Origin of the sequence: Enterobacter sp. Sphag1F (assembly GCF_014193275.1) — a bacterium.
In the GTDB taxonomy this organism is placed as follows: domain Bacteria; phylum Pseudomonadota; class Gammaproteobacteria; order Enterobacterales; family Enterobacteriaceae; genus Pantoea; species Pantoea symbiotica.
In genome coordinates this window covers 443,821-456,099 of the sequence record NZ_JACHZD010000003.1, presented here as the reverse complement: position 1 = coordinate 456,099, position 12,279 = coordinate 443,821, and the positions used below count along the sequence as shown (strand labels likewise).

Below are 12,279 nucleotides of genomic sequence, written 5' to 3'. Positions count from 1 at the left end.
ACGTTGCAGTTCACAGAAAAGTAGTCGCCATCCGTGGCGCAGGCTTAGTGCAGGCTCGGATAGACGCCCGGACCGATCGGTAAACCAAGTGCGTACCACGCCAGCAGCAGCACAATCCAGGTGGTGAAGAACACCAGCGGATAGGGGAAGATCAGCACGTAATAGGTGCCCAGCTGTGCATCTTTTTGATAGCGCTGCAGGAAGCCAAGGAACAGCGGCAGGAACGGCGACATCGGTGCCAGCGGCAACACCGCAGAATCGGCGATGCGGAAAATCATCTGCGCAAACGCCGGATGGAAGCCCAGCAGCATAAACATCGGCACAAACACCGGTGCCAGAATTGACCAGATGGCCGAGCCGCTGGCGATAAACATGCACAGAAACGCCGAGAGGAACATCAAGCCCATAAACGCCGGTGCGCCACTAATGCCCGCGCTCTCCAGCACATCGGTCAGGCCGATGGCCATGAACTTGCCCATGTTGCTCCAGTTGAAGAAGGCAACGAACTGCGACAGCGGAAACACCATCACAATAAAGCCCGCCATGCTCTTCATCGGATCCACCAGCAGCTGTGGGATATCATCCGCGCGGCGGATCTGCTTCGTCACCGCGCCATAGGCAATCGCCACCACAAAGAAGAACAGGATGATGATCGGCACAATGCCCTGAATAAACGGCGACGGAATGATACCGCCAGTTTTCGGATTGCGCAGCGGCGCGTGTTCTGGCACCACCAGCAGCGCCATCAGCGCGATAAACACCAGCGCAGCGATACCGGCGGCTTTCAGGCCGCGATTCTCCAGCGCGGTGAGCGGCGGCAAACGATCGTTATTGCCGCCGTTCCACGCGGGCAGGCGCGGCTCGACAAACTTGTCGGTCAGCAGCGCACCGGCGATGGTCAGCACAATCACCGAGCTGGCCATAAAGTACCAGTTGTCGATCACGCTAACGTGCACGGTATCGCTCACCGCTTTGGCGGCTTCGGTGCTGATGCCGGACAGCAGCACATCGGTGGTGACAATCAGCAGGTTGGCGGTAAAACCCGATGCCACGCCCGCAATCGCCGCCATCAATCCCGCCACCGGATGGCGTCCCACCGCGAGGAAGATCAGCGCGCCAAGCGGCGGCATCACTACCAGCGCGGCATCGGACGAAATGTGGCTGAAGAAGGCGATAAACAGCACCATGTAGCTGGCGTAGCGACGGCTCACGCGCGAAGCCATTTTCACCATCAGCGACTGCAGCAGGCCGACTTTTTCCGCCAGGCCCGCACCAATCACCAGCGCCAGAATCGATCCCAACGGCGTGAAGCCGCTGAAGTTTTTGATGATGTTGGGCAGGATCCACTGAATCCCGGCAACGCTCAGCAGGTTGTTCACCCGCACCAGCTCGCCGTTGGCCGGGTTTTTCACCGCCACGTCGAGGCTGCTGAGTATGGCGGTGGCGACCATTAGCACCACAATCAAATAGACGAACAGTAAGAATGGATTCGGCACTTTGTTGCCGACGCGTTCAATCCAGCTAAACAGCTTTCCAGGGCTGCGGTTCTCCGTGGTGGCTTCCATAGATCATTCCTCGTCAGTCGTCTTATTGTGTTTGCATGCCCGCTGGGGGCTATATTTTTTGTATTTTTTTGGTATTTCAGAGGTCGCCATTAATGGCGATCTGTATCGTGCGTTCATCGTGACGGTCGCCATGAATGGCGACCCTACGACGCGGGGTGCGCGCCGGTAAAACGCATTGTTATTTCAACTTCGACGGTTTGACATCCGCTGGAATCGGGCAGACGTAAGGCTGCTCGCGGCGCACGCGCTGGAACTCGTCGCGGCAGCGTGCCAGCGCTTCGTCATCCTGCAACAAGGTCAGCGCGGTGGCAGCCATCACTTTTGCGGCCAGACACATGCCTTTGTGGGCAATGGAAGTGCGGCCCTGCGCCACCAGTTGCCAGGTGTGCAGCGGCGTGCCGAAGGCGAAGCAGGGCGCAAAACACTGTGCGGTTGGCGTCACCCAACTCACATCGCCGACGTCGGTTGAGCCGTAAAGGATCTCGCGCGTCACCGCATAAGGCGCCACTTCATCCATCAAAATCTTGTCGCCCAACGCTTCCGTCCAGGCAACGCCCGCTTCACCGCCGGTGCGCGCTGCATTGAGACGCGCGTTACGCAAATCGTCTTTGCTTAGCGTGGATCGAATCTCGGCGGCAAATGCCTGCTCCGCTTCACTGTAGTCAGGCAAACCAAACTGATGCAAATAGCGCTCCATCACGCTTTCCAGCGCGCGATTTGGCACGTAATTGGAGCAGGCTTTATCGAAGCGCACCGTCATCTGCGTGTCGGTCATCAGGGCCGCGCCTTTGGCGATGTTGATGACGCGCTGATAAATATCCTGCGCCTGATCGAGCTGCGGCGCGCGAATCAGATACAGCACTTCGGCATCGGCTTGCACCACATTGGGGGAGACGCCGCCGGCATTGGTCACCGCGTAGTGCAGACGCGCTTCCTGCACGATGTGCTCGCGCAGGAAGTTGGCGCCGGTGTTCATCAACGTCACCGCATCCAGCGCGCTGCGTCCTAAATGCGGTGAGTTGGCCGCGTGCGCCGCCACGCCTTTAAAGCGGAAGGCGGCCTGAATATTGGCCAGCGTGCTGAGGTTAAACATGCCGCTGAAACCTTCGGGATGCCAGGTCACTGCCGCATCAACATCGTCGAACAAGCCTTCGCGCACCATAAAGGTTTTGCCGGAGCCGCCTTCTTCGCCCGGACAGCCATAGAAGCGCAACGTGCCGCGCTGGCCGTGTTCGGCCCACCAGGCTTTGATGGCGAAAGCGGCAGCCAAACCGGCGGTGCCGAGCAGATTGTGGCCGCAGCCGTGGCCGTTACCGTTTTCCACCAGCGGCTGCGGCGCGGCGCAACCCGATTGCTGACTCAAACCGGCCAGCGCATCGAACTCGCCGAGAATGGCGATCACCGGTTTGCCGCTGCCAATGCTGGCGATAAACGCGGTGTCGATGTTGCCGACGCCGCGCTCAACGCGAAAACCTTCCCTCTCCAGCGCATCGGCCAGCAGCGCGGAAGATTGGGTTTCTTCAAAGCGAGTTTCCGGTACGTCCCAGATGGCATCGCTGAGGGCGGTGAAACGTGGCTGGTTTTGGTTGATGTAGTGATCGATAAATTCGCTATGGCTCATCGCTGGCCTCCAAACTGTGCGTGATTGAGGGCCAGCGTCGCCAGCGTTTGCACGGCGGTCGCCATGATCGCTTCGTCGAAATCGAACTTCGCGTTGTGATGGCCCGCCGCCAGATCGCAACCGAAAATCACGTAGGAGGATTGGCCGCCGCGCTGCTGCACGCGCTCCAGCATGTAGGTGGCATCTTCCGAGCCCGCCGCCTGCTGTTTGGTATCGATCACTGAGTTGAAAATGCCCAGCGCCTCGGCCTGCTGGTGGATGAAAGCCACCCACGGCGGGCTCGGCGTGCAGCTTCGCGCGCCGCCCATCAGCTTGACGTCATATTCCACGCCGTACATCGCCGCCGCACCGGCAATCACGCGCAGCGCCTGCTGATAGATATCGTCGTTAACCTGATTGCTAACGCCGCGCGTTTCCACTTTCATCAGCGCACAGTCAGGCACCACGTTGCGTCCGGTTCCGGCCTGCAATACGCCAACGTTAACGCGCGCCACACCGCCGCTGTGCTGCGGCAGATTGTGCAGCGCCAGCGTGGCCTGCGCCGCTGCCAGCAAGGCATTGCGACCCTCTTCCGGTTTGCCGCCGGCGTGCGCGCCGATGCCGGTGAAATTGACGTCGAGTTTGGTGGTGGCGAGGAAGCTGTCGCTGCCACAGACGATTTCACCGGCCGGTACGCCGGTGCCGAGATGAATGGCAGTGAACAGATCGACATCATCCACCACGCCCGCCGCCACCATTGCTTTCGCTCCGCGCACGCCTTCTTCGGCAGGCTGGAAAATGATTCTGATGGTGCCGCTCAGCTGCGCTTTCATCTCCATCAACACGCCCGCCAGCGCCAGGCCGATGGTGGTGTGGCCGTCGTGACCGCAGGCGTGCATCATGCCGGGATTGCAGGAGGCAAAGCCTTCGCGCGTTGGCAGATGATCGGCGGCGCGGCTTTCGTTCTGATCGAGCGCATCCATATCCACGCGAAAACCCATCACCGGGCCGGGACGACCGGTTTCCAGCGTGGCGACCACGCCACAAAATCCGCCGGAGAAGTGCTTAAGCCACTGTGGCAGCGCGCCTTGCTCCAGCGCGCGTGCTTCCTGCTGCGCCAGCACCTCAGCACAGGGCAATCCCATGCGCGAGTCGGCATCGATCACCTCGCGGCCCAGCTTGAGTTGATAACCAAGACGATGCAGCTCTTCAGCCACCAACGTGGCGGTGCGGAACTCCAGCCAGCCCGATTCGGCAAAATGGTGCAGATCGCGTCGCCAGGCCTGCATCTGCGGGATGCGCGCGTTGACGAGGTCAGAAAGGGTTTTCATCGGCATTTCCTTTGTGTTGGTTTTTTATGCATTCATCCGAATCTACACATTGGTTTTGCCGCGCATAAGATGCGAATATCTTGCTACTGATAAACAACGGTTATCATCAAACTATGTCTGCGAACCTCAAACTTCATCAGCTGCGCGCGTTTGTTGACGTGGCGCGTCAGGGCAGCATCCGCGCCGCCAGCCGCTTGTCTGGGCTTTCACAGCCTGCGCTGACCAAAGCGATTCAGGAACTGGAGCTGGCGCTGGGCGCGCGCCTGTTCGAGCGGCGACAGCAGGGCGTTACGCTGACCGATATCGGTGATAACTTTTTTAAGCACGCCAGCCTGGTTCTGGAAGAGCTGCGGGTGGCGCAGGAAGATATTCAGCAGCGGCTGGGATTAGCGGGCGGGCGCGTCAATATCGGCGTGGGCGGCAGCATTGCGCGCACCGTCATGCCGCAGGTGATCAATCAGTTTCATCGCGAGTATCCGCTGGTCAAGGTGCGGATTGTTGAAGGTCAGCTGGTTTCGATGGTGCATGAACTGCGCCAGGGCGAACTGGATTTCACCATCAATACCTACGATAAAAATCATCTCGATCAGGAATTGGTGTTTGAACGGCTGATGGAGCGTGATTATCAGGTGGTGATGCGCAAAGGGCATCCGATGGCGCACGCGCGCACGCTGGCCGAGCTACAGCATTGCGACTGGACCATGCCGACGCCGCAGGGCAGCTATTATCGGCTGCTGCACGATCTGTTTGGCGAGCGCGGCATGGCGCCGAAAATCGTCGTCACCTGCGAGACCTTTATGGCCTGCACCAGCCTGGTGGCGCAGAGCGATTTCGTCAGCATTATTTCGCGCGATGTGATTGAAGATCCCACGCACGGCGGCCAGCTTATTTCCCTCGATCTCGACGAACCCTTACCGAAAGCAACTTTCTATCTTATCCAGCGTAAAGACACCGCGCTAACGCCGATGAGCGCCTATATGGCGCAGCTGTTCCGGCGCTACTGTCAGCAAAGGTAAGAGTGCGGCCTGGCTCGCAACTGTATAAATAATGCGCACTACACTTGCAGTGGACGTTCCCTTTATGGAGTACAGACCATGCAAGTTACCCCGTATGTGTTTTACAGCGGTCGCTGCGAAGAGGCGATTGCCTTCTACCTCGACGCCACCGATGGCGAGTTGCTGTTCAAGATGACTTATGGCGATATGCCGGATGAAACGCCGGTGGAGGACGAAGGTTGTATCTCGGGCGTGAGTTTTTCGCCTGAGCAGATTATGCATGCCCACCTGCGCATCGGGCAGGGCGAAATTATGATGAGCGACGGCGCACCGCAGGCGGCGTATGGCGGTTTTGCCGTGAGTTTATCTACGCCGGATGAGGCGCAAGGCAAGCGTTGGTTTGAGGCGTTGTCAGCGGGCGGTGAAGTGACGAAAAGCTGGGCACCGACGTTTTGGGCCAATGGCTTTGGCATGTTGACCGATAAGTTCGGCGTGCCGTGGATGGTGAATGCGTATAAGCCGCAGATTTAGGTGAGTAGTGCGCGCTGGCCCTCACCCTAACCCTCTCCCACAAGTGGGAGAGGGAACCGATCGAGCTAACTACTCCCTCTCCCGCTTGCGGGAGAGGGCTGGGGTGAGGGCTATGCAGCTCAAAGCTTAGAAGTTGTAACCCACCACCAAATAATAACCCCAGCCAGTCGATTTCACTTCAAACGGACCGTTACCGAAGTTCAGCTCCTGGCCGTCAGCCCACTGGCCGCCGTTGTGGAAGTAACGTGCAACAGTAGAAACATGCCAGTGATCGTAGTTCAGCGACAGGATGTGGCTCGATGCAATCGAGTTGCTGGTACGTGAACGATCGGACTCATCACGCAGATCTGAACCCCAGTCGAAGTTGGTGAAGCCGATATAGCTCAGCTTGCCGCCCCACAGGTCGGTAATCGGCACAAAGTATTTCACCTTGAAGCGATAACCATCCCAGCTGTTTTCGTTCGCCGCACCGTAGTTTTCCCACTGGTATTTCGCGTAAACGTTCAGCGACAGGCCGATATCGCTGTGCGTATCGATGTCGGTGCCGAGACCCATGTACCAGGTGTTCTGACGGTTATCGCTGTTGCGACCCATGTCATAGATGTAGTTGTTGGCGAAGTACCACTCTTTAAACGGACCAAAAGAGAGATCGGTGCCGGTCAGTTTATCAATCGAGAAACGTGGCTCAATTTCCATAAACATCGGCGAACCGTGGTCGAACACGCCGTTGGCGTTGCTGTTACCCACGCCGAAGAAGTTGGTCAGATCGAGGTAGCCGTAGAAATCGAACCAATCCTTTTTGGCAAAGGCTTCGTATTCCAGATACACGTCGTTGTTGAACTGTGGTCCAAAACGGGTGTGGTAGCTGCCCACCACGTTCACGCTCTGATGCCACCAGTCAGAAACGTACTGCGGATCGCTGTCTGCCGCTTGTGCCGCACCAGTCCAGCTGCTGGCCAATAAGGCCCCTGCTATCAACGCTTTATATTTCATTATTATTAACCACATGCTTTTGATCGCCGGGCCGTCGCCGCGATCGGGTGAAATTGATCCCAGGGGATGGGCAGTGAGTTGTCGTATCCGGTCTGTGTCGCCAGATTTTCAAGCTTGCGTAATGTGCCTGTAACAGAGGCATAGAAAATAGATTTTGGTCACGTTTGTCAAAAAGTGTTGCAGTTTGATTCACTGGAAATGTGATCGTTATCACATAAAGGCGGTGAGGCGAACGGAACCCCGCAACCGTTTACGTGTCGCGTTCGTCGGGAAAAAGGTGTTGAAGGAATGGTGCGATAGGTTGCAAGGTCGCCATGAATGGCGACCTTACGGGGTTATGGGAGGGTAACGCGCACCTGCAGGCCGGCAATCTGGCCCTGTTGATCGTGGCGGTTCGACAGCGCAACCTGCATCTGATGCTTCTGCGCCACGCTGCGCACAATCGATAAGCCTAAGCCGCTGCCTTGCGCCTGCACATCCGGCGAACGGGTGAAGCGATCAAAGGCACGTTCGATAAAGGATTCCGCCATGCCGGGCCCGTTATCGACAATATCCACCACGGTGTGATTGCCGACGCGATGCAGCAGCACATCGACCAAACTGCCTTCCGGCGTGTGCAGCATCGCATTGCCGATCAGGTTATCGAACAGGCTACGCAGATCGGAGCGGCTGGCGTGCAGGCGATAATGGGTGGTGCCGTTAAAGCCGATATCGATGCCGCGCTTATCTGCCACCACCATCAGCTGCTCAATGCTCTCTTTCAGCAGGTCGTCCAGCTCGATGCTTTCTACCGTGGCGACCACAGATTGATCTTCCTGACGTGAGATATTCAGCAGCTGCGTCACCAGATGGCGCGTGCGCGTTACGCCCGCTTCCAGCTGATCGAACTGGCGGCTGGCTTCACCGGGTTGAATATGTTGCCGCAGATTCTCCAGCTGCAAAGTCACGGCGGTAACCGGCGTGCGCAGCTCATGCGCCGCATCTTCCAGGAACTGGCGCTGCGACGACCAGGCCGCGCGCAGTCTATCCAGCAAAGCGTTGTAAGCTGCCACCAGCGGCAGCACTTCATCCGGTAAACCATCAGGTGAAACGCTATGCGGATGCAGCGTTTCCTGGGCTGCGATATGGCGCGACGCCACGCGCAAATCGCGCGTTATCGCCCGCACCACCAGCCATATCACGATCAGTGAGAGCGGCATCATCAGTACCAACGGAATGATGGCGGAGAGCGCTCGCTTGACCATGATACTTTTCATGTAGCCGATATTATGCAGCACCTGAATATTGCCGATTTCACTGCCCAGCTCGCCGGGCCGCGTATAGACTCGCCATTCGCAGTCGTCGCCACAATCACCGACTTTCAAATCGGTCCAGCCTTTTTTCAGCTGCAACGGCGCATGCAAACCCGGCCAGGAGCTGGCGCGCAGATGGTTGCTTTCGTCCCACAGCTGAACGATATAGGTGCTTTTGAGTTTCTCTTCATGCATCACCATCGGCATCAGCGCCGGCATGCGTTGGCTGCTGGCCCAGGCATCGGCGATCTTGGCGAGCTGATCGTCCTTCATGGTGCCCATCATGTCGCCGTAGCAGTGATAGAAATACCAGGTGACGCCGCCAATCATCGCCAGATGCAGGATCACCAGCGTGGCGAGCAGTTTGTTACGCAGCGAGCGCATAAAGGTGAAAGGTTTCATATTGCCGGTACCCGCCAGCCAAGTCCGCGTACGTTGCGGATCACTTCGTTATCCAGTTTGCGACGCATACCGTGAATCAGTACATCCACCGCGTTGCTGCTGACCTCTTCGCCCCAGCCGTAAATGCGGTTTTCTAACTGCTCGCGTGAGAGGATCGCGCCGGGCCGCTCCAGCAAGGCGTAGAGCAGGGCATATTCGCGAGCGGTGAGCTGTTCGCGCTGGCCTTTGTACAACACTTCGCGCGTCATGATATCGATCTGCACATCGCCGCTGCCGAGCAGAGAATCTGCCGCACCGTGACGACGGCGGGTAATGGCGCGCATACGTGCCAGCACTTCTTGCAGATCAAAGGGTTTCAGCAAATAGTCATCCGCGCCGCTGTCCAATCCCTGAATGCGTTGCTGCACGGTATCGCGGGCGGTGAGCACCAGCACCGGCGTCATGTCGCCGCGCGTGCGCGCTCGACGCAGCACCTGCAGGCCATCTTCACGCGGCAAACCAAGATCCAGCAACACGCAGGTATAGCCGCCTTCGGCCCAGGCATTGCTGGCATAGACGCCGTCGCGTACCCAATCCACCGACCAACCTGCCGCTTCCAGCGCTTGCTGCAGATTCGCGCCAATCATTTCGTCATCTTCTACCAGCAGCACACGCATGATGCCCTCCAACTTAACTGAACGCAGTGTAGCGACAGATAATTAGGCCAGAATTATACCCGTTTTCCCGCTTGCTAATTCTGCGCTAATTTTCTGCTAATTAAGGGATAAATTTAACGCGCTATTGTGGCTGCACTGGACATATTGCCAACGCAGGAGAATCCCATGAATCAGCGCGAATTTATCCGTAGTTTGCTGGACTGGATAGAGAATAACTTAGGGCACGATCTTCATCTGGATGAAGTAGCACGCCGCTCGGGATACTCCCGCTGGCATCTGCAACGTCTGTTCCGTCAGCACACCGGTTTTTCGCTGGCCGAGTACATTCGCCAGCGCCGCTTAACCGAATCTGCATTGACGCTGATTAACAGCGATGAGGCGATTTTGCAGGTGGCGATGAGTTACGGCTTCGATACGCAGCAGGCTTATACTCGCACCTTCAAAAACTACTTCATGGTCACGCCAGGCCAGCTGCGCCGCCAGCGTCGCGTCGAGCCAGATCGCTTATTGTTCCCGTTGGCGGTCGCGTAGGGTCGCCATTTATGGCGACCGTTTCACCAACCGCACAAACCCAATGGCGACCGGGCTCAGGGATGTGTTGTAATCTGCTGTTCTCACTCTCTTAACTACCAGAGAACATGGATAACAGCGACAATCTCTCCGCCATGATGCTGTTTGCGCGCGTAGTGGAACGACAAAGCTTTAGCGAAGCCGCACGCACCTTAGGCGTTTCCAAATCCCACGTCAGCCGCGAAGTGGCGCGACTGGAAGTGCGACTCGGCATCAAGCTGCTGCAGCGCACCACGCGCAAAGTGGTGCTGACCGAGCTCGGCCAGGCTTACTATCCGTTCTGTGTGCGCATGCTGGAAGAGATGCATCGCGCCGACGCCTTTGTGCAGCAGGTGCATCAACTGCCGGCGGGCAACGTGCGCTTGCAGGCGCCGATCACCTACGGCTGCCAGTGCGTGGTGCCAACGCTGAATGACTTTATCCGCCGCCATATTCACATCAACGTTGATCTCGAACTCACCACCAGCGATGACCCGCAACCCAGCGCCGACGTGGCGATTGTGATTCGCGCGCGTGCGCCCGACGCGGCCAATTATCGTGAGCTCGCCAGCATTGACTGGGGCTTGTACGCCACGCCGGATTATCTGGCGGCGCATGCGCCTATCGATCATCCCGACCGCCTGACGCGCCACGATCTGTTGCTGTTTCACGGTCCGGCGCACACCGCCGCGCTGCCGTTTCGCCGTGATAAACAGCGGCTGGCGCTGGATGTGCATAGCCGTTTCCGCGCTAACAACAGCATGGCGCTGCTCAATGCGGCGCTGGCGGGCACCGGCATCGCTTATCTGCCCGCTTATATGACGCAGGATGCGTTAGCGCGCGGCGAAATCCAGCAGGTGCTGCCGGAATGGCAAATGGATCGCCTGCACAGCTATCTGTTGCTGAAAGAGCAGCCGCAACCCTCTTCGCCAGTAACCTTGCTGTGCGATGCATTAATCAACGCGCTCGGCATGGCGTAATTGTTGTTATCTGGCAACAATGCTACGCCGCCTGGCAATTATCATCACAACCCTGTTTTCTCTGATTGCTCGCTGTTAGCCTGCTAAAAAAGCAAAAAACAGGGATATCACCATGCAGCAATCTCCACTCGCGTTAGCGCCCGAACAGCAACACTGGAAGCGAAATCTATTTGTCTGCGTGCTGGGTTCGTTCAGCACCATCGTGGCGATGACGCTACTGTTGCCGTTTCTGCCGCTCTACGTGCAGCAACTCGGCGTGCAGGAACCGGCGGCGATTGCGCGCTGGTCGGGTGCGGCCTACGGCGCCACCTTCCTCAGCGCCGCCCTGACCGCGCCATTGTGGGGCAAACTGGCCGATCGCTATGGCCGCAAACTGATGCTGATCCGCGCCAGCCTCGGCATGGCGATTGCGATGTCGCTGATTGGCATGGCCACTGCGCCGTGGCAGCTGGTGGCACTGCGTTTGCTGGCGGGTTTGCTCGGCGGTTATGCCTCGGGATCGACCATTCTGGTGGCGGCGCAAACGCCAAAAGAGCAAACCGGTTGGGCGCTCGGCGTGCTGTCGTCCGGCATTATGGCGGGCAACGTAGTGGGGCCGCTGCTGGGCGGTGTGTTGCCGCCGCTGATTGGTATTCGTCACACCTTCTGGCTGACCGGCGCGGTGATTTTCCTCGCCTTTCTCGCAACTACTTTTCTGCTGAAAGAGGTGCCGCGCTCCTCTGGCAAGAAAACCGTGCAAAGCAGTTCAGCCGATGAGGCACCGCCGAATCTGCCGGTGGTGCGCCTGATGTGGCTGTCGGGCATGCTGCTGATTTTCGCCAATATGTCGATTGAGCCGATCATCACGCTGTATATCGGCCAGTTTGTCAGCGGCGATCACGCAATAATCGTCACCGCCGGATTGGTGATGGCCGCCGCCGCGCTCGGCAGCATTATTTCCGCGCCGCGTCTGGGACGGCTGGCCGATCGCGTTGGACATGGTCGCGTACTGGTTTACGGATTGATAGCCTGCGCGTTGCTGCTGATCCCGCAGGCGTTTATCAGCGAAGCGTGGCAATTGGTGGTGCTGCGTTTTCTGATGGGCATGGCGCTGGGTGGATTGATGCCGTGCGTCACGGCGCTGATTCGTCACAGCGTGCCGCAGTCGCAGGTGGGTAAGATGTTGGGTTATTCGACTTCGGCGCAGTATGTCGGCCAGGTTTCTGGTCCGCTGTTCGGCGGCTTTATTGGCGGCGCGTTTGGTATGCGTCCGGTGTTTCTGGCGACCTGCGTGATTATGGCGCTGTGCGCGCTGTTAAACGCCCGCGTGCTGCGTAACCGCTAACTCGTAGGGTCGCCATTCATGGCGACCTTTGCAAAAACCGCACAAACTTGCCGTGCTGTGC

At 58.1% G+C, this 12,279-nt stretch carries 11 protein-coding genes; 5 read left to right on the top strand and 6 right to left on the bottom strand.

What is annotated here, in order from left to right; all coding sequences use genetic code 11:
- Positions 1–44: 44 nt before the first annotated feature.
- The 3 genes from abgT to FHW71_RS12880 form a co-directional block, all read right to left on the bottom strand.
- On the bottom strand, positions 45–1,565 hold the full coding sequence (abgT, locus tag FHW71_RS12890) for a p-aminobenzoyl-glutamate transporter (RefSeq protein WP_154182518.1): 1,521 nt from the start codon (positions 1,563–1,565) through the stop codon (positions 45–47).
- 178 nt (positions 1,566–1,743) lie between these two features.
- Complete coding sequence (locus tag FHW71_RS12885) at positions 1,744–3,186, bottom strand: M20 family metallopeptidase (RefSeq protein WP_179451843.1); 1,443 nt, start codon at positions 3,184–3,186, stop codon at positions 1,744–1,746.
- Entirely contained in the window at positions 3,183–4,496 is a 1,314-nt protein-coding gene (locus FHW71_RS12880; protein ID WP_179451844.1) for an amidohydrolase, read from the bottom strand. The genes FHW71_RS12885 and FHW71_RS12880 overlap by 4 nt, the downstream gene beginning before the upstream one ends.
- Before the next feature lie 113 nt (positions 4,497–4,609).
- On the opposite strand from FHW71_RS12880, the gene FHW71_RS12875 reads away from it, so the two are divergent.
- On the top strand, positions 4,610–5,512 hold the full coding sequence (locus tag FHW71_RS12875) for a LysR family transcriptional regulator (RefSeq protein ID WP_154193242.1): 903 nt from the start codon (positions 4,610–4,612) through the stop codon (positions 5,510–5,512).
- A 78-nt stretch (positions 5,513–5,590) separates the two neighbouring features.
- Entirely contained in the window at positions 5,591–6,022 is a 432-nt protein-coding gene (yjdN, locus tag FHW71_RS12870) for a VOC family metalloprotein YjdN (RefSeq protein WP_008105604.1), read from the top strand.
- A 126-nt stretch (positions 6,023–6,148) separates the two neighbouring features.
- Here yjdN and FHW71_RS12865 read toward each other — a convergent pair whose 3' ends face one another.
- The 3 genes from FHW71_RS12865 to FHW71_RS12855 all read right to left on the bottom strand — a co-directional run bounded on the left by FHW71_RS12865 (position 6,149) and on the right by FHW71_RS12855 (position 9,365).
- Positions 6,149–7,015: a nucleoside-specific channel-forming protein Tsx gene (locus FHW71_RS12865; RefSeq protein WP_036620733.1), complete on the bottom strand. Its 867-nt coding sequence runs from the start codon at positions 7,013–7,015 to the stop codon at positions 6,149–6,151.
- Positions 7,016–7,350: 335 nt separating this feature from the next.
- Positions 7,351–8,709: an ATP-binding protein gene (locus tag FHW71_RS12860; protein ID WP_008105600.1), complete on the bottom strand. Its 1,359-nt coding sequence runs from the start codon at positions 8,707–8,709 to the stop codon at positions 7,351–7,353.
- Positions 8,706–9,365: a response regulator transcription factor gene (locus FHW71_RS12855; protein ID WP_008105599.1), complete on the bottom strand. Its 660-nt coding sequence runs from the start codon at positions 9,363–9,365 to the stop codon at positions 8,706–8,708. Before FHW71_RS12855 ends, FHW71_RS12860 begins: the two co-directional genes overlap by 4 nt.
- A 165-nt stretch (positions 9,366–9,530) precedes the next feature.
- On the opposite strand from FHW71_RS12855, the gene FHW71_RS12850 reads away from it, so the two are divergent.
- From FHW71_RS12850 to FHW71_RS12840, 3 genes are all read left to right on the top strand, one after another.
- Positions 9,531–9,896, top strand: coding sequence for a helix-turn-helix domain-containing protein (locus FHW71_RS12850; protein ID WP_008105596.1), 366 nt, complete (start codon positions 9,531–9,533; stop codon positions 9,894–9,896).
- Between the two features lie 107 nt (positions 9,897–10,003).
- Positions 10,004–10,894, top strand: coding sequence for a LysR family transcriptional regulator (locus tag FHW71_RS12845; RefSeq protein ID WP_179451845.1), 891 nt, complete (start codon positions 10,004–10,006; stop codon positions 10,892–10,894).
- A gap of 112 nt (positions 10,895–11,006) precedes the next feature.
- Complete coding sequence (locus tag FHW71_RS12840) at positions 11,007–12,218, top strand: MFS transporter (RefSeq protein WP_179451846.1); 1,212 nt, start codon at positions 11,007–11,009, stop codon at positions 12,216–12,218.
- Positions 12,219–12,279 lie beyond the last annotated feature (61 nt).